The following is a 17,380-nucleotide window of genomic DNA, read 5'->3' on the forward strand; positions in this document are numbered from 1 at the left end:
CGTGAGCTCTCCCTATGACGCCCCAGTTTCGCAGACGCGGACGACTGGCGCCTTGCCCAAATGAAGATCCTGAAGTGTCTTCCGAAACAAGATCGTGAAGCAAGGCGTCATGACGAGGCAAGGCCGTCGCCCCGTTGTCGTGAAACCGTTGCCGTGAAATGGAGCACGGCTCACCCGACCTCCGCCGGACCGCTCCGCCGCACCCCGGCGGCAGCGCCCGCACCAAGCCGTCCGTCCACTCGTACTCGCAGGTCAGGACCCAAGTGTCGTACTCATACGAAGCCCCAGTCTCACAGTCGCTCTTCGACCGCGCGTCCCAGGTGACGCCCGGCGGCGTGAACTCGCCCGTCCGGGCCTTCCGCGCCGTGGGCGGCACGCCCCGCTTCATGGTGTCCGGTACGGGTCCGTACCTCACCGACGCGGACGGGCGCGAGTATGTCGACCTCGTGTGCTCGTGGGGGCCGATGATCCTCGGCCACGCCCACCCCGAGGTGATCGCCGCCGTGCAGGACGCCGTGGCGCGCGGCACCTCTTTCGGTACGCCGGGCGAGGGCGAGGTCGCGCTCGCGGAGGAGATCGTGGCGCGGGTGGCCCCGGTCGAGCAGGTGCGGCTGGTGTCCAGCGGCACCGAGGCGACCATGTCCGCGATCCGTCTGGCGCGCGGCTTCACCGGCCGGAGCAAGGTGATCAAGTTCGCGGGCTGCTACCACGGCCATGTCGACGCGCTGCTCGCCGCCGCCGGCTCCGGCGTCGCGACCTTCGGCCTGCCCGACACGCCCGGCGTCACGGGCGCGCAGGCGGGCGACACGATCGTGCTGCCGTACAACGACCTGGAGGCCGTCCGGGAGGCGTTCCACCGCCACCCCGGCGAGATCGCCTGCGTGATCACCGAGGCGTCCCCCGGCAACATGGGCGTCGTCCCGCCGCGCCCCGGCTTCAACCAGGGCCTGAGGGACGTCTGCGCGAAGAACGGCGCCCTGTACATCTCCGACGAGGTCATGACCGGCTTCCGTACGTCGAAGGCCGGCTGGTTCGGCGTCGACGGCGTCACGCCCGACCTGATGACGTTCGGAAAGGTCATGGGCGGCGGCTTCCCGGCCGCGGCGTTCGGCGGCCGCGCCGATGTGATGGCGCACCTCGCCCCGGCCGGCCCCGTCTACCAGGCGGGCACGCTCTCCGGTAACCCGATCGCCACCGCCGCGGGTCTGGCGCAGCTGCGGCTGCTGGACGACGCCGCGTACGCCAAGGTCGACGCGGTCTCGGCGGAGATCCAGGGGCTGGTGACGGACGCGCTGGCCAAGGAGGGCGTGGCGCACCGTCTGCAGACCGCGTCCAACATGTTCTCCGTCTTCTTCCTCGACCGCGAGGTCATGGACTACGAGGACGCCAAGCGGCAGGAGTCCTTCCGCTTCACCGCGTTCTTCCACTCGATGCTGGAGCAGGGCGTCTATCTGCCGCCGTCCGCGTTCGAGTCGTGGTTCGTGTCGACCGCCCACGACGAGCGGGCCGTCGAGCGGATCGCCGCCGCCCTGCCGGCCGCCGCGCGCGCCGCCGCGGAGGCCGCGGAGGCGACGGCATGAGCGAGGCGCACGACGTGAAGCCCGAGGACGTCACCGTCGTCCACCTCATGCGCCACGGCGAGGTGCACAACCCGGACGGCATCCTCTACGGCCGCCGCGCCGGCTACCACCTGTCCGAGCTGGGCCGGCGGATGGCCGACCGGGTCGCCGAGCACCTGGCGGGCCGGGACGTCACGTATGTCGTGTCGTCGCCGCTGGAGCGGGCGCAGGAGACGGCCGCGCCGGTCGCCAAGGCGCACGGTCTGGACCTGGCGACCGACGAGCGGCTGATCGAGGCGGCCAATGTCTTCGAGGGCAAGACCTTCGGGGTCGGCGACGGAGCGCTGCGCAAGCCGGCCAACTGGCGCCATCTGACCAATCCGTTCCGGCCGTCCTGGGGCGAGCCGTACATCGACCAGGTCGTACGGATGATGGGCGCCCTCGACGCGGCGCGTGACGCGGCCCGTGGCCACGAGGCGGTCTGCGTCAGCCACCAGCTGCCGATCTGGATCGTGCGGAGCTTCGTCGAGCGGCGCAGGCTGTGGCACGACCCGCGGCGTCGGCAGTGCACGCTGGCGTCGCTGACGAGCTTCACGTACCACGGCGACACGATCGTCTCGGTCGGTTACAGCGAACCGGCGCGCGATCTGGTCCCGGTGCATCTGCTGGCCGGTGCGAAGCCGGTGAAGGGAAAATCGAAGGCATTCGGCGCCTAATCGATCAGTAATGATCATCGGTTACCGAGTAACCGTTTCATCACGACGGTAATCGTGTGATTATCACGGGAACCCGCGACTTCTTCCCCGCATCTCCCTGTATGCCGGTCCGGACTTTCTGTCCGGCGAACGCGAGCGCGGATGGGGAACGATATGCGCGGGATCAGTCGAAGGGGTTTGCTGGGAGCGGGAGTTGGGACCGCGGCCGCTCTCGGGGCGAGCGGCTGCGGCGCCTTCGGCGGTGACCGGAGGGGCGGCGACGGGCCCGGCGCGGGCGGATCGGGCGGCGGCGGGAACGGCGGCCAGGGCGGGGGGAAACCGCAGGGGCGGCCCATAGGCGACGGCTCCACCGCCGACACCGGCAAGCAGCCGCACCAGCCCGCCCGGCCCACACCCCTCGAACCGGGACAGACGCCGCCGCAGTTCGTGGTCTTCTCCTGGGACGGCGCGGGAGAGGTCGGAAACGGCCTCTTCCCGCGTTTCCTCGACCTCGCCAGGAACCACGGCGCGGCGATGACCTTCTTCCTCTCCGGGATCTATCTCCTCCCCGAATCGAAGAAGACTCTCTACCGGCCGCCGAACAACCGCGTCGGAGCCTCCGACATCGGATATCTCACCGATGACCACATCAAGGACACCCTGAAATACGTCCGTCAGGCGTGGCTCGACGGACACGAGATCGGCACCCACTTCAACGGCCACTTCTGCGGCGGTTCCGGTTCCGTGGAGAAATGGACGCCCGAGGAGTGGCGCAGCGAGATCGACCAGGCGGTGAGGTTCGTCACCGAATGGAAGACCAACAGCGGCTGGACCGACCTCGACCCGCTGCCCTTCGACTACCGCAAGGAACTCGTCGGCGGCCGCACCCCGTGCCTTCTCGGCCAGGACAACCTGCTGCCCACCGCCAAGAAGCTCGGCTGGCGCTACGACGCCTCATCGCCCGGCGGCCGCCAGATCTGGCCGGCCGAGCGCCAGGGCGTATGGGACCTGCCCCTCCAGGCCATGCCGTTCCCCGGCCACTCCTTCGAGGTCCTCTCGATGGACTACAACATCCTCGCCAACCAGTCCAAGAACACCACGAAGGGCATGCCCTCGCGCTATCCCGGCTGGAAGAAGCAGGCCACCGAGGCGTATCTCGCCGGATTCCAGCGCGCGTACGACTCGAATCGCGCACCCTTCTTCATCGGCAACCACTTCGAGCAGTGGAACGGCGGTATCTACATGGACGCCGTCGAAGAGGCACTCAAAGGCATGGCCGAAAAGAAGGACGTACGGATCGTGTCGTTCAGGCAGTTCGTCGACTGGCTCGACGTGCAGGACCCCAAGATCCTGCGGAAGCTCCGCGGCCTCGGGGTCGGGGAATCACCGGCCGGCGGCTGGAACACCTTCCTGGGTCAAGGGGCCTAAGCGGCCTTAACCAGGCTTCACAAGGGGCTTTACGGGCACCCAGGGGGGTGCCCAAGATCCGCGAAACCGCCATGCGAAACTTTTCACATGAGCCTCAGCCGCGCCCCCAGAGGGTTCCTGCTCACCGCCGGCGCCATGGCGGCCGCTCTCGCGCTGACCGCGTGCGGCGGCGAGACCAAGGGCACGTCCGGCGGTGGCGGTAACACCAACTTCGTCACCAACACCGGCGGCATCACCACCATCGCGAAGGGTGAGCGCCCGGCCCCCGACACGCTCGCCGGGGACACGCTGGACGGCGGGAAGCTCGACGTCGCCGACCTCAAGGGCAAGGTCGTCGTCCTCAACGTCTGGGGCTCCTGGTGCACGCCCTGCCGCGCCGAGGCGCCGCACTTCGCGAAGGTCGCCGAGGACCTGAAGCCGAAGGGCGTCGAGTTCGTCGGGATCAACACCCGGGACCCACAGAAGACCAAGGCCATCCGGTTCGAAGAGGAATTCGGGATCCCCTACCCGAGCCTCTACGACTCGTACGGCAAGCTCATCCTGAACGGCTTCCCCAAGGGCATCGTCCACCCGCAGGCCATCCCCTCCACCATCGTCCTCGACCGTGACGGCAACATCGCCGCACGGTCGCTGAAGGCGGTGTCCGAGAAGGAGCTGCGCTCGATGATCGACCCGGTCCTCGCCGAGAAGGCCGGCGGGCAGTAGTCCATGAACGAGACGGTCTTCAGCGGGGCCCTCCTGCTGGCCCTGCCCGTCGCCGTGCTCGGCGGCCTGGTCTCCTTCTTCTCCCCCTGCGTACTGCCGCTCGTCCCCGGCTACCTCTCGTACGTGACGGGGGTCACCGGCACCGACCTGGCCGAAGCACGGCGCGGCCGCCTCGCGCTCGGCGCGACCCTCTTCGTCCTCGGCTTCTCCGCCGTGTTCATCTCCGGCGGCGCCCTCTTCGGCTACTCCGGCCAGTGGCTCCTCGACCACCGCGAGACCCTCAGCAGGATCCTCGGCGTACTGATGATCGTCATGGGCGTCCTCTTCATGGGCCTCATGCCGTGGCTGACGCAGCGGGAGTTCCGCTTCCACAAGCGCCCGGCCGCCGGCCTCGTGGGCGCGCCCCTCATCGGCGTGCTGTTCGGGGTCGGCTGGACCCCGTGCGTCGGCCCGACCCTCACCGCCGTCAACGCGCTCGCGCTCAGCGAGGCCAGCGCCGGGCGCGGCGCGGTGCTCACCCTCGCGTACTGCCTGGGCCTCGGCGTGCCGTTCATCGTCGCCGCCGTCGCCTTCCGCAAGGCGCTCGGCGCGTTCGGGTGGGTCAAGCGGCACTATGCGTGGGTGATGCGGATCGGCGGCGGCATGATGATCCTGACCGGCCTGCTGCTGCTCACCGGCGTGTGGGACGTACTCGTGCAGGACATGCAGAGCTGGTCCAACGGCTTCCAGGTGGGGATCTGAGTTCACCATGAGCAACACCGAACAGACGGGGCGGGCCGAGCAGGCCGGGCAGGCCGAGCGGGCCGGGCAGGCCGAGCGGGCTGAGCAGGCCGAGCTGGCCGAGCAGGCGGGGGAGTCCCAGGCGGACGGCCTCGGTGCCGCCGGGGAGCAGCTCTCCACCGCCCCCTCCCAGGAGCCGGAACCCGGGTCCGACTCCACCGGCCCCACCGGCACGCCCGGCCTGCCCGCGCTCGGCCTCGTCGGCTGGGTCCGCTGGTTCTGGCGGCAGCTGACCTCCATGCGGGTCGCGCTGATCCTCCTCTTCCTGCTCTCCCTCGGCGCGATCCCCGGCTCTCTCGTCCCGCAGAACGGCGTGGACGAGACCAAGGTGCGCGCCTTCAAGGAGGCCCACGAAACCCTCGGGCCGGTCTACGAGAAGCTCCAGCTCTTCGACGTCTACAGCTCGGTGTGGTTCTCCGCGATCTACATCCTGCTGTTCGTCTCCCTCATCGGCTGCATCCTGCCCCGCACCTCGCAGTTCGTGGGCCAGCTCCGCAGCCGCCCCCCGGGCGCGCCCAAGCGCCTCACCCGGCTCCCCGTCTACACCACGTGGCGCACCGGGGCCACGCCGGACCAGGCCCGTGAGGCCGCGCTGCGCCTGCTGCGGAAGAACCGGTTCCGTGCCCATGTGGCCGGGGACGCGGTGGCCGCCGAGAAGGGCTACCTCCGCGAGGCCGGCAACCTCCTCTTCCACGTCGCGCTGATCGTGATGCTCGTGGCGTTCGCCTGCGGGCAGCTGTTCAAGTCCGAGGGCGGCAAGCTGATCGTCGAGGGCGACGGCTTCGCCAACACGCTCAGCCAGTACGACGACTTCCGGTCCGGGTCGCTGTTCAGCCTGGACGACCTCGGCCACTTCAGCTTCGAACTGAAACAGTTCACCGGTACGTACGAGGCGAGCGGCCCCCAGCGCGGCACGCCCCGCACCTTCGAGGCCGACGTCACGTACTCCGAGGGCGGCGGCCCCGACAAGAAGGCCGTCATCCGGGTCAACGAGCCGCTGAAGGTCGACGGCGCCAAGGTCTATCTGATCTCGCACGGGTACGCGCCCGTCGTCACCGTCCGGGACGGCCGCGGCAAGATCGTCAGCCAGGGCCCCGTACCGCTCCTGCCGATCGACGCCAACGTCACCTCGCAGGGCGTCATCAAGGTGATGGACGGCTACCGCGACAAGAACGGCGAGAAGGAGCAGCTGGGCCTCCCGGCGTTCTTCGTGCCGACGTACGCGGGCAAGGGCAAGGGCGAGATGTTCTCGCAGTTCCCGGGGCTCGTGTACCCGGCGCTGAACCTGTCCGCGTACCACGGCGACCTGCGGGTGAACTCCGGCGTGCCGCAGAACGTGTACCAGCTGGACACCAGCAAGATGACCCCGTTCAAGGACGAGAACGGCGACATCTTCAAGAAGACCCTGCTGCCCGGCGAGACCATGACACTGCCGGACGGGGCCGGGTCGGTCACCTTCGAGAACGAGATCAAGGAGTGGGCCGGCTTCCAGATCTCCCAGCAGCCCGGCAACGGCTGGGCGCTCGCCGGTGCCGTCGCCGCGATCATGGGCCTGATCGGGTCGCTGTTCATCCAGCGGCGCCGGATCTGGGTCCGGGCCGTCGAGGGTGAGGACGGCGTGACCGTCCTCGAGATGGCGGGGCTGGGCCGGAGCGAGTCCGCGAAGCTCCCCGAGGAGCTGGCCGAGCTGGCGGCCGCGCTCCACTCCGTGACGCCGACGGCGCCGCCTGCGCCGGAGCGCGACACCGAGAACCACGACGCCGAACCCGCCGACAAGGCTGTTCCTGCCGAAGGGGCAACGCAGTGATCATCGCCGCCTCCACCAACGAGAACCTGGCGCACATCAGCAACGTCCTCGTCTACTCGGCCATGGCCGTGTACACCCTGGCGTTCCTCGCGCACATCGCCGAGTGGGTGCTCGGCAGCCGCAGCAAGGTTGGCCGTACCGCCGCCGCGCTGACCACCGCCGCCGCGGCCCCCGCGTCCGGCGCGCCCGTCGTCCAGGTGCGCGGCGAGCAGCAGGGCGGCGCGACCGCCGTGCTGGACAAGCCCGAGATCGTCACGCGCGGCGCCGCCGGGGCGCGGAACGTCCCGGACGGCCCGGGTGCCGCGGGCGGTGACGAGAAGGGCGACCTGTACGGGCGGATCGCCGTGTCGCTGACCACGCTGGCGTTCCTGCTGGAGGCCGCCGGTGTCGTGGCCCGCGCCATGTCGGTGCAGCGGGCGCCCTGGGGCAACATGTACGAGTTCTCGCTGACCTTCTCGACGGTCGCCGTCGGCGCGTACCTCGCCTTCCTCGTCGCCGGGAAGAACGTCCGCTGGCTCGGGCTGCCCCTGGTCACCACCGTCCTCCTCGACCTCGGCCTGGCCACGACCTGGCTGTACACCGAGAGCGACCAGCTCGTCCCCGCCCTCGACTCGTACTGGCTGTGGATCCACGTCTCCACCGCGATCTTCTGTGGCGCGGTCTTCTACATCGGCGCCGTCGCCACGCTGCTGTACCTCTTCCGCGACGCCTACGAGAGCAAGGTCGCGCGGGGTGAGACGCCCGGCGCGTTCGCGCGGTCCGTCATGGAGCGGCTCCCGGCGGCGGCGACCTTCGACAAGCTCGCCTACCGCGTCAACGCCGCCGTCTTCCCGCTGTGGACGTTCACGATCATCGCCGGTGCGATCTGGGCGGGCGACGCGTGGGGCCGCTACTGGGGCTGGGACCCGAAGGAGGTCTGGTCCTTCATCACCTGGGTCGCGTACGCCTGCTACCTGCACGCCCGCGCGACGGTCGGCTGGAAGGGCCGCAAGGCGGCGTACCTGGCGCTGGTCGCCTTCGGCTGCTGGCTGTTCAACTACTACGGCGTGAACATCTGGGTCGACGGACTGCACTCGTACGCGGGCGTGGAGTGAGGTAGGTAGCGCCTCGGGGCGGGCCGCGCGACGCTGGACGTATGGACACGGACGCCGTCATGCATGCCGCGGCCGGCGAGACGCACGGTGACACGCACGTCCTGCGTTTCGTGGTGCCGCTCCCGCGCCCGGAGGGCGAGGTGTGGCCGGCCGTCGCCACCCGCGAGGGGCTCGGCGCGTGGCTGGCCGCCGTCGATGTGCTGGAGCCACGGCTCGGCGGCGCGGTGGTGGTGCGGTGGCTCGACGAGCCCGAGGCCGGGTCGGTCTCCGGGACGGTCACGGCGTGGGATGTGGACCGGGTCGCCGAGTACTCGCTGGTGGGGGCGGCGGGGCGGATGCGGTTCCACTTGGAGCCGGGGGAGCGGGGGGACCCGGGGGCGACGGTGCTGCGCTTCACCCACACCTTCCAGGGGCCTGAGCACCTGCGGCGCGCGCGGCTCGCGATCTGGCCGACGCGGTTCCACCACCTGGTGACGTCGCTGTAGGCACCTGGTGACGTCGCTGTAGGCGTGGGTGGGTGGATAGGCGGGTGGCGCCTGCGGCCCGCTTGTCCCCCACCCCGCCCCTTCCCGGAACCGGGCTCCGCCTCGGGGGCCACTTCGGCGAAGCCGTGCGGGGTGAGGCCGGTCAGGCGGGTGACGAGACCGGTGGGGTCGAGGACCGACTCACGGCCGTACGGCTCTCTGTCCATCCGCCGCCCCCGCGCAGCGTCAGCGCCGCAGGACACGTCCTGTCACACCTTCAGGTGCAGGACAGCCAAGAGTGGTTGACATGTCGCGGAGAGTTCTCGAACCGGTGCCGTGACCGTCATCCCGCCGTGGGAGCGGTGACGGCGTCCGTCACTTCCCCGACGGGGGCTGCGCGTCGCCGTCGCCCTGCTCGCGGCGCTTCAGCTCCTCCTCGCGGCGGCGCAGGTCCGCCTCCCAGTCCTTGAGGAGGGACTCGTCCTTCTTGTTCTCCTCGCGCAGGGACTTCAGGAAGTCGGGGTTGTCGTCGGGTGCGACCCACTGCGTGCGGTGGTTGCGGTGCCACTCGCTGGGCGTGCGGCCGCCCGCCGGGGTGTGGCGCATCTTGCCGGCGGCGAACCAGACGATCGGGCCGACGATCCAGAACAGCAGGATGATGAAGACCCACGCCACCTTGGGCAGGTGCTTGGCCTCGTCCTCGGGGGTGTTAAGGCAGTCGATGAACGCATAGATCGTCAGTGCGATCGGCAGGATGTACATCAGTGCCCTGAGCATGTGGGACAGCCCCCTGGATGCGACGGCGGGCCGCGCTTCGACAGCCCCGGTGACCACCTCAGAGTATCCGGTACCCCTCCGGCGCCTCCGGGCCAGTACGGCGACGGCCGCGCTGTCCCGGGCGGGGCGACCCCCGGGACCCGGCGGCAAACGCCCGGGGCGCGCGCGGCGACGAGAGCACCCTCCGCGATACTGGGGCGCATGGCTTACGACGATCTCCGCTCGTTGCTCCGGGCGCTGGAGCGAGAAGGCGACCTCAAGCGCATCAAGGCCGAGGTCGACCCCCATCTGGAGGTCGGGGAGATCGTCGACCGGGTGCAGAAGGCCGGCGGCCCCGCCCTTCTCTTCGAGAACGTCAAGGGCTCGTCGATGCCCCTGGCGATGAACGTCTACGGCACCGACCGGCGCCTGCTGAAGGCGCTGGACCTGAAGTCGTACGACGAGATCAGCGACAAGATCGGCGGGCTGCTCAAGCCCGAGCTGCCGAGCGGCTTCGTCGGTGTCCGTGAGGCGTTCGGGAAGCTCGGCGCGATGACGCACGTGCCGCCGAAGAAGGTGAAGGACGCGCCCGTCCAGGAAGTCGTCCTGCGCGGCGACGACGTGGACCTCGACCGGCTGCCCGCCCTCTTCACCTGGCCCGAGGACGGCGGGTCCTTCTTCAACCTGGGCCTCACACACACCAAGCACCCCGAGACCGGCATCCGCAACCTCGGCCTCTACCGCCTCCAGCGCCACGACAAGCGCACCATCGGCATGCACTGGCAGATCCACAAGGACAGCCGCAACCACTACCAGGTGGCCGCGCGGCGCGGTGAGCGGCTGCCGGTCGCCATCGCCTTCGGGACGCCGCCCTCCGTGACGTACGCGTCGACCGCCCCGCTCCCGGAGGACATCGACGAGTACCTGTTCGCGGGCTTCCTGCAGGGCCGGCGGATCGAGATGGTCGACTGCAAGACCGTGCCGCTCCAGGTCCCGGCGCACGCCGAGGTGGTGCTGGAGGGCTGGCTGGAGCCCGGCAGGACACTGCCGGAGGGCCCGTTCGGCGATCACACGGGCTTCTACACGCCGCAGGAGGACTTCCCGGCGCTGACGATCGACTGCGTGACGATGCGCCGGAAGCCGCTCCTCCAGTCCATCGTGGTGGGCCGGCCGCCCACGGAGGACGGCCCGCTGGGGAGGGCCACGGAGCGGTTCTTCCTCCCCCTCCTCAAGATCATCGTCCCGGACATCGTGGACTACCACCTGCCGGAGCCGGGCGGCTTCCACAACTGCGTGATCGTCTCCATCGAGAAGAAGTACCCGAAGCACGCCCAGAAGGTCATGCACGCGATCTGGGGCGCGCACATGCTGTCGCTGGAGAAGCTGATCGTGGTCGTCGACGCGGACTGCGACGTGCACAACTACCACGAGGTGGCCTGGCGGGCCCTCGGCAACGTCGACTACTCCCGCGACCTCACCGTCGTCGAGGGCCCGGTCGACCACCTGGACCACGCCTCGTACCAGAAGTTCTGGGGCGGCAAGGCGGGCATCGACGCGACCCGGAAGTGGCCCGAGGAGGGGTACGTACGGGACGGCGGCTGGCCGGAGATGATCGAGTCCGATCCGTCGACGGCCGCGAAGGTCACGCGCCGCTGGAAGGAGTACGGGCTGTGAGCGCCTCGGCGGCCGCGGCCGTACCGGAACGCGGCCGGACCCGTACCTTCCTCCGCCTCGTGATGATCGAACACTCGGTCTTCGCGCTGCCCTTCGCGTACATCGCCGCACTGACGGCGATGTACGAGCAGGACCGGACCGTCCACTGGTGGACGCTGCTCCTCGTCACCGTCGCGATGGTCGGGCTGCGCACCTTCGCGATGGCCTGCAACCGGATCATCGACCGGGAGATCGACGCCCGGAACCCCCGCACCGCCGGCCGCGAGCTGGTCACCGGCGCCATGTCCGTACGGTCCGCGTGGACCGGCGCGCTGGTCGCGCTCGTGGTCTTCCTGGGCGCCGCGGCGCTGCTGAACCCGCTCTGCCTGGCGCTCGCGCCCCTCGCGGTCGTGCCGATGGTCGTCTATCCGTACGGGAAGCGGTTCACGAACTTCCCGCACGCCATCCTGGGCCTGGCCCAGGCCATCGGCCCGATCGGCGCGTGGCTCGCGGTCACCGGGGCGTGGTCGTGGGAGGCCGTGATCCTCGGCTTCGCCGTCGGCGTGTGGATCGGCGGCTTCGACCTGATCTTCGCGTGCCAGGACGTCGACGCGGACCGCGCGCACGGCGTCATGTCCGTCCCGGCCCGCTTCGGCATCCCGGCCGCGCTGTACGGGGCGCGCGGCGCCCATGCCGTCACGATGGGCCTCTTCGTCTGGTACGCCCTCGTGACCGGCGCGGGTCTCTGGTTCTGGGCCGGTCTGGTGGTCGTCGCCGGGGCGTTCCTCTATGAGCACTCCATCGTGAAGCCGGGTGACCTCTCCCGGCTGAACAGGGCGTTCTTCACGACGAACGGGTTCATCGGGATCGCGCTCTTCGTGTGCGCGCTGCTGGACCTGGCGGTGCGCGGCCTCACGGTGTGAGCGTGGCGGCGCCGGAGCGTGCCGGCCGGCGCCGGAACACGAAGGCCGCCGCGACGCCCGCGACCAGTCCGAAGAGGTGGCCCTGCCAGCTGACCTCCGTCTGCGTGGGGGATATGCCCAGCAGGACCGTCGACCCCCAGATCGCCCCGATCGCCAGGCCGACGCCGATGTCCAGCGGCTTGCGGTCCACGAAGCCCCGCACCACCAGATAGCCGAAGAGGCCGAAGACCAGGCCCGACGCACCGGCCGTGTTGCTGTACGACGGGGAGACCAGCCACACGCCGATGCCGTCCAGGACCACGATCAGCGCGGACACGGCCAGGAACCGGCGTATGCCGCCGAGCGCGGCGAGGAAGCCGAAGACGAACAGCGGGACGGAGTTGGCCGCGACATGACCGAAGCCGAAGTGCAGGAACGCGGCCGGGACGACGTCACGCAGTTCGGTGAACTCGCGCGGTGTGATCCCGTACGGATCGAGGGCGTGTCCGCTCAGCAGGTCGACGGCCTCCAGGACCCACAGCAGGGCGATCCAGCCCAGCATCAGCCCGGCGGCGGCCTTCACCTGCTCGGCCCCGCTCCGTTCGGTCGCCGCTCTGCCGTCCATCGCACCCCCCGCGTGTCGCGCGTGTCCACCCGGAAACGTCCGGGGCACCCCGCCGAGTTCCGCACCCCGGGGCCGGGCGGGCTGCCGCACGGGGGCGGGCGGATAGGCTCAGCGGCGTGGAGCCGGTAGAAGAGCAGCGTCGTCGTCCGTGGGTGGTCGGGGTGTCCGGGGCGTCCGGGACACCGTACGCGGCAGCCGTGCTGCGCGCGCTGCTCGCCGCCGGGGAGAGCGTCGATCTGGTGGTGTCCCGGGCGTCGCGGCTGACGCTGCTGGACGAGACCGGCATCGCCTTCCGCGACGCGCACTGGCGCGAGGACCTGGAGGAGTGGCTGTCCCGGGGCGCGGACGGCAAGCCGCGGAGCTTCGACGTGGACGTGGCCGGGGCGGACATACGGCACTGGGCGGCGGGTGACCTGGCCGCGGGGCCGTCGTCGGGGTCGTACCCGGCGAAGGGGATGCTGATCGTGCCCGCGTCCACGGCGTGTGTGGCCGGAGTGGCGCTGGGCCTGTCGAAGGACCTGCTCCAGCGGGCGGCGAGCGTGGTGCTGAAGGAGCGCCGGCCGCTGGTGGTCGCGGTGCGCGAGACGCCGCTGAACGGGCAGACGCTCAAGCACCTGGTGGCGCTGGACGAGGCGGGCGCCGTGGTGCTGCCCGCCTCTCCGGCGTTCTACGCGGGGGCGACGCACATCCAGGACCTGGTGGACTTCGTCGCCGGGCGGGTGCTGGACGCGGCGGGGGTGCCGCACCAGCTCTACCGCCGCTGGAAGGGAGAGCTCGGTGGCTCCCGGAAGGACTGACGACCGGTGGTCTTCGCGGCCGCCGAAGACGCTCGGCGTCGGCTCAGCGCTTCTTGGAACGGAACGGCGTCGCGCGCCGGGTCGTGCCGGCCGCATCGTGCCGGGCGGCGACGGCCGCCTTGCGGACACGCGAGCGATGGGCCTGCTCCTCCATGGAACGCATGTGGGCGTAGGCCATCTCGATCGTGTACACGGTGAGTGTCATCTCCTGAGGGATCGTCGTTGATCAACTGAATTAATCACAGGGCTTCACCCCTGTGTGCCTTAGATTCTACAACCGAACTTGCTAGATCGCTGAATAATGGAAGGCTTCAGGTATATGGACGCCGTGGATAGGCAGCTCATCCAGGCTCTGCGGGAGAACGGCAGGGCCTCATACGCCGAGCTCGGCCGCCTCGTGGGGCTCTCCGGGCCCTCCGTCACCGACCGCATCAACCGCCTCGAAGCGGCCGGCGTCATCACCGGCTACCGCGCCACCGTCGACGCCGCGTCCCTCGGCCTCGGCGTGACGGCCCTGATCGGAATCTCCCTCTCCGACGCCGCCGACCACGAGGACGTGGCGCGCAGGCTGAAGGACCTGACGGAGATCGAGGACTGCTGGTTCATCGCGGGCGACGACTCGTACATGCTCAAGGTGCGGGCGAACGACGTGGACGGCCTGGAGAAGATCATCCGGAGGCTCTCCGGTACGAAGGGCGTGTCCCGGACCCGTACCACGATCGTGCTGTCGACGAAGTGGGAGAACCGGGTCGGCGAACTGCCGGACCAGATGTGACGCGTAGCGGTAGTGCGGGTCCCCTCGCCCGGAGGGTGGGGGAGTACGGTGGTGCAGTCCGTTTTCAGTCGTAGTGGGAGGCAGAGCCGTATGGACGCGGGGCTCAAGCGCGAGCTGGAGGAGAAGGTCCGGTCCGGAGAGCGGCTGACCCGCGAGGACGGCATCGCGCTGTACGAGTCGGACGACCTCGCCTGGCTCGGCGGCCTGGCCCACGAGGTGCGCACCCGTAAGAACGGTGACGTCGTGCACTTCAACGTCAACCGGCACCTCAACATGACCAACGTGTGCACGGCGTCGTGCGCGTACTGCTCGTTCCAGCGGAAGCCGGGCGAGAAGGACGCGTACACGATGCGCATCGAGGAGGCCGTGCGTCTCGCCAAGGCGATGGAGTCGGAGAACCTCACGGAGCTCCACATCGTCAACGGTCTGCACCCCAACCTGCCGTGGCGCTACTACCCGCGTTCGCTGAGCGAACTGAAGAAGGCGCTGCCGAACGTCTCCCTGAAGGCGTTCACGGCGACGGAGATCCACCACTTCGAGAAGATCTCCGGTCTGCCGGCCTCGGAGATCCTCGACGAGCTGATCGAGGCGGGGCTGGAGTCCCTGACCGGCGGCGGCGCGGAGATCTTCGACTGGGAGGTCCGCCAGCACATCGTCGACCACGCCACCCACTGGGAGGACTGGTCGCGAATCCACCGCCTGGCGCACGAGAAGGGCCTCAAGACGCCGTGCACCATGCTGTACGGCCACATCGAGGAGCCCCGGCACCGCGTCGACCACGTGCTGCGCCTGCGTGAACTGCAGGACGAGACGGGCGGCTTCCAGGTCTTCATCCCGCTGCGCTACCAGCACGACTTCGTGGACATGAAGGACGGCAAGATCCGCAACCGCCTTCAGGCGCGGACGACGATGGCCACGGGCGCGGAGGCGCTGAAGACCTTCGCGGTCTCCCGGCTGCTCTTCGACAACGTCCAGCACGTCAAGGTCTTCTGGGTCATGCACGGCGTCCAGACCGCCCAGCTGGCGCTCCAGCACGGCGCGGACGACATGGACGGCTCGGTCGTCGAGTACAAGATCACCCACGACGCGGACAACTACGGCACGCCGAACAAGCTGACCCGCGACGACCTCCTGGACCTGATCCGCGACGCGGGCTTCCGCCCCGTCGAGCGGAACACCCGCTACGAGGTCATCCGCGAGTACCCGGGCCCGGACGCGGCCCTCCGCGAGTCTCCCCAGCCGATGCGCCTCTGACGCACCGGGGGCTGGCCCCTGGCCCATGGCCCCTGGCCTCTGGCTCCTGACCCCGGTTCCGGCCCGTGGCCCCGGCCCGTGGCCCCGGCCCGTGGCCCCGGCCCGTGGCCCCGGCCCGTGGCCCCGGCCCGTGGCCCCGGCCCGGGCCCCGGCCCGGGGCCCACGTCCGAGGGCGGTCGCGCGCCCAGAGCTGTGGGCAGTCGTTCCGCTGTGGCGGAACGGGTGGGCACAGCGGAACGGCGCCCCGCCCGGGGGCGCGCACGCGGGCACAAGCCAGGCGCACGGTGCCTGCCTTGGGGTTGCCCACAGGGGCGGCAGGCACGACCGTACGGCGCCCCGCCACGGGGCACGAAGGACCCGCAGGCCTGGCGTGGAGCCAGTCGGGTACCCGCCCGGCATGGCCACCAAGAGCAGGGTCGCGCCCGAGGAGGCGTACACCGCCACACCGTTCCTGCCGGAGCGCGGCGGCCTGAAGGCGGTCCGGGAGGCCGCGGCCGGCTGCAGGGGCTGCCCCCTGCACGAGGCCGCCACGCAGACCGTCTTCGGCGCCGGAAACCCCCACGCCCGAGTCGTCCTCATCGGCGAGCAGCCGGGCGACCAGGAGGACCGCCAGGGCAAGCCCTTCGTCGGTCCCGCGGGCCGCGTCCTGACCCGGGCCCTCGATGAGGCGGGCATCGACCCGGACGACACGTACATCACCAACGCCGTCAAGCACTTCAAGTTCGCCTACGTCCCCGAACGCGGCAAACGCCGTATCCACAAGGCCCCCAGCCTCCGCGAGATGACCGCCTGCAGACCGTGGCTCGACGCCGAGGTCCGGCTCGTCGACCCCGACGTCCTCATCGCCCTCGGCGCCACCGCCGGGAAGGCGCTGCTCGGCTCCTCGTTCCGGGTGACGAAGCAGCGCGGCGTCCTCCTCCCGTACGAGGAGCGCGGCGAGTGCCTGGTCGCGACCATCCACCCGTCCGCCGTCCTCCGAGTCGGCGACGAGGACCGCGAGGCGGCCTACGCGGGACTCGTCTCGGACCTCCGGGTTGCCGCCCGGGCGCTGGCCTGAGCCCCCTATCGTCGAGGGCATGGCGCTGAACTTCATACTCGACCCGCCCGTCGGCCGGTCACTCCGCGACGGTGTCCTCACTCTGTGGGCGGATGTCAGCAACGCCGGCGGCGCCGTCGGCTTCGTTCCGCCCGTGACCCCCGAGGACATCCACCCGCAGTGGGTCCAGCACCTCACGGCGATGAGCGAGGGCCGTATGCGCCTGCTCGTCGGCCACGACGAGGACGACGGCTCCGTCGCCGCCACCTCCTTCATCACCCTCAACAGCCACCGCATGATGAACCACTGGGTCTGGCTGTACACCGTCATGGTCCACCCCCGCCACCACGGCAAGGGCTACGGCCGCGCCCTCCTCGAAGCCACCGAGTCCGCCGTGCGCGGCATGGACGGTATCGAGGCGATCCGGCTCACCTGCCGCGGCGGCATGGGTCTGGAGCGGTTCTACGAGTCGTGCGGCTACAAGGAGGTCGGCCGGATTCCGGACGGCATCCGCCTCGCCGACGGCGTGTACCGCGACGACATCTTCATGCTCCTCCCCCTGAAGTGATCCATTCCGCCCGTGCTTCACTGGTCGGGCAGAACCGTGGAACCGCAGTACGCAGTACGCAGTACGGAGAAGGAAGAAGGCCCACCGTGACCGCCACCACCAGGTCGAGCGCCACCCTCAAGTACACGCTCATGCGCATCGGCGTCTTCGCCGGCTGCTTCGCCGTCCTGTACGGCCTGGTGTACTACGGCCTGATCCCCCGCGGCCTCGGCGACTCCAACGTGCTGTGGGTGCTGCTGCTCTCCATCGTCGTGTCGGCGCCGCTCAGCTTCGTCCTGCTGCGCCGACAGCGGGACGCGATGTCGCAGCAGATCGTCGAGAAGGTCGGCAGCGCCAAGGCACGGCTGGAGGCCAACCGCTCGCAGGAGGACGGCGTATAACGTTCGTCACACGCTGCGCGACACCACTCACCACCCCAGGCTCGGAACGGTCGTTCCATCCTGGGGTGTTGTCATTCCCAGGTGTGACCGGCTTTCCGCCTG

At 70.1% G+C, this 17,380-nt stretch carries 19 protein-coding genes; 16 read left to right on the forward strand and 3 right to left on the reverse strand.

Features of this window, described 5'->3' with window-relative positions:
- Window positions 1-263 precede the first annotated feature (263 nt).
- The 8 genes from hemL to FVS66_RS18990 all read left to right on the forward strand — a co-directional run bounded on the left by hemL (window position 264) and on the right by FVS66_RS18990 (window position 8,553).
- On the forward strand, window positions 264-1,580 hold the full coding sequence (gene hemL, locus FVS66_RS18955; RefSeq protein WP_149182388.1) for a glutamate-1-semialdehyde 2,1-aminomutase: 1,317 nt from the start codon (window positions 264-266) through the stop codon (window positions 1,578-1,580).
- Entirely contained in the window at window positions 1,577-2,275 is a 699-nt protein-coding gene (locus FVS66_RS18960) for a histidine phosphatase family protein (protein ID WP_149182368.1), read from the forward strand. The genes hemL and FVS66_RS18960 overlap by 4 nt, the downstream gene beginning before the upstream one ends.
- A 153-nt stretch (window positions 2,276-2,428) precedes the next feature.
- Complete coding sequence (locus FVS66_RS18965) at window positions 2,429-3,682, forward strand: hypothetical protein (protein WP_149182369.1); 1,254 nt, start codon at window positions 2,429-2,431, stop codon at window positions 3,680-3,682.
- An 87-nt stretch (window positions 3,683-3,769) separates the two neighbouring features.
- On the forward strand, window positions 3,770-4,387 hold the full coding sequence (locus FVS66_RS18970; RefSeq protein ID WP_149182370.1) for a TlpA disulfide reductase family protein: 618 nt from the start codon (window positions 3,770-3,772) through the stop codon (window positions 4,385-4,387).
- A 3-nt stretch (window positions 4,388-4,390) separates the two neighbouring features.
- A complete protein-coding gene (locus FVS66_RS18975) occupies window positions 4,391-5,128 on the forward strand; it encodes a cytochrome c biogenesis protein CcdA (protein WP_149182371.1) in 738 nt (245 codons plus the stop codon).
- A 7-nt stretch (window positions 5,129-5,135) separates the two neighbouring features.
- Window positions 5,136-6,974 (forward strand): cytochrome c biogenesis protein ResB, encoded by a 1,839-nt coding sequence (locus tag FVS66_RS18980; RefSeq protein WP_149182372.1) that lies wholly within the window; start codon window positions 5,136-5,138, stop codon window positions 6,972-6,974.
- Window positions 6,971-8,068, forward strand: a complete 1,098-nt coding sequence (gene ccsB, locus FVS66_RS18985) for a c-type cytochrome biogenesis protein CcsB (RefSeq protein WP_149182373.1) — start codon at window positions 6,971-6,973, stop codon at window positions 8,066-8,068. The genes FVS66_RS18980 and ccsB overlap by 4 nt, the downstream gene beginning before the upstream one ends.
- A 41-nt stretch (window positions 8,069-8,109) precedes the next feature.
- Window positions 8,110-8,553 carry a hypothetical protein gene (locus tag FVS66_RS18990; protein ID WP_262387076.1) on the forward strand — a complete coding sequence of 148 codons (444 nt, stop codon included), beginning with the start codon at window positions 8,110-8,112 and terminating at the stop codon, window positions 8,551-8,553.
- 354 nt (window positions 8,554-8,907) lie between these two features.
- On the opposite strand, the gene FVS66_RS18995 is transcribed toward FVS66_RS18990, so the two are convergent.
- On the reverse strand, window positions 8,908-9,309 hold the full coding sequence (locus FVS66_RS18995) for a PLD nuclease N-terminal domain-containing protein (protein ID WP_149182374.1): 402 nt from the start codon (window positions 9,307-9,309) through the stop codon (window positions 8,908-8,910).
- A 201-nt stretch (window positions 9,310-9,510) separates the two neighbouring features.
- Here FVS66_RS18995 and FVS66_RS19000 point away from each other — a divergent pair, with 201 nt between their 5' ends.
- The gene (locus FVS66_RS19000) at window positions 9,511-10,962 is read left to right on the forward strand and encodes a menaquinone biosynthesis decarboxylase (protein WP_149182375.1); all 1,452 of its coding nucleotides are present in this window, start codon (window positions 9,511-9,513) and stop codon (window positions 10,960-10,962) included.
- Window positions 10,959-11,864: a menaquinone biosynthesis prenyltransferase MqnP gene (gene mqnP, locus FVS66_RS19005; RefSeq protein WP_149182376.1), complete on the forward strand. Its 906-nt coding sequence runs from the start codon at window positions 10,959-10,961 to the stop codon at window positions 11,862-11,864. The genes FVS66_RS19000 and mqnP overlap by 4 nt, the downstream gene beginning before the upstream one ends.
- Here the strand turns inward: mqnP and FVS66_RS19010 are convergent.
- On the reverse strand, window positions 11,854-12,468 hold the full coding sequence (locus FVS66_RS19010; RefSeq protein ID WP_149182377.1) for a rhomboid family intramembrane serine protease: 615 nt from the start codon (window positions 12,466-12,468) through the stop codon (window positions 11,854-11,856). The genes mqnP and FVS66_RS19010 overlap by 11 nt on opposite strands.
- 116 nt (window positions 12,469-12,584) lie before the next feature.
- On the opposite strand from FVS66_RS19010, the gene FVS66_RS19015 reads away from it, so the two are divergent.
- The gene (locus FVS66_RS19015; protein ID WP_149182378.1) at window positions 12,585-13,265 is read left to right on the forward strand and encodes a UbiX family flavin prenyltransferase; all 681 of its coding nucleotides are present in this window, start codon (window positions 12,585-12,587) and stop codon (window positions 13,263-13,265) included.
- Between the two features lie 43 nt (window positions 13,266-13,308).
- Here the strand turns inward: FVS66_RS19015 and FVS66_RS35110 are convergent, their stop codons facing one another.
- On the reverse strand, window positions 13,309-13,470 hold the full coding sequence (locus tag FVS66_RS35110; RefSeq protein ID WP_187645591.1) for a hypothetical protein: 162 nt from the start codon (window positions 13,468-13,470) through the stop codon (window positions 13,309-13,311).
- 114 nt (window positions 13,471-13,584) lie between these two features.
- On the opposite strand from FVS66_RS35110, the gene FVS66_RS19020 reads away from it, so the two are divergent.
- From FVS66_RS19020 to FVS66_RS19040, 5 genes are all read left to right on the forward strand, one after another.
- Window positions 13,585-14,040, forward strand: coding sequence for an Lrp/AsnC family transcriptional regulator (locus FVS66_RS19020; protein ID WP_149182379.1), 456 nt, complete (start codon window positions 13,585-13,587; stop codon window positions 14,038-14,040).
- Window positions 14,041-14,130: 90 nt separating this feature from the next.
- Window positions 14,131-15,294: an aminofutalosine synthase MqnE gene (mqnE, locus tag FVS66_RS19025; RefSeq protein ID WP_149182380.1), complete on the forward strand. Its 1,164-nt coding sequence runs from the start codon at window positions 14,131-14,133 to the stop codon at window positions 15,292-15,294.
- 397 nt (window positions 15,295-15,691) lie between these two features.
- Window positions 15,692-16,351, forward strand: a complete 660-nt coding sequence (locus tag FVS66_RS19030) for a UdgX family uracil-DNA binding protein (protein WP_149182381.1) — start codon at window positions 15,692-15,694, stop codon at window positions 16,349-16,351.
- 19 nt (window positions 16,352-16,370) lie between these two features.
- Entirely contained in the window at window positions 16,371-16,898 is a 528-nt protein-coding gene (locus tag FVS66_RS19035) for a GNAT family N-acetyltransferase (RefSeq protein WP_149182382.1), read from the forward strand.
- Between the two features lie 131 nt (window positions 16,899-17,029).
- Window positions 17,030-17,278: a DUF4229 domain-containing protein gene (locus tag FVS66_RS19040; RefSeq protein WP_149182390.1), complete on the forward strand. Its 249-nt coding sequence runs from the start codon at window positions 17,030-17,032 to the stop codon at window positions 17,276-17,278.
- Window positions 17,279-17,380: the final 102 nt, after the last annotated feature.

Source organism: Streptomyces sp. TRM49041 (assembly GCF_008271805.1).
Classification (GTDB): Bacteria; Actinomycetota; Actinomycetes; order Streptomycetales; family Streptomycetaceae; genus Streptomyces.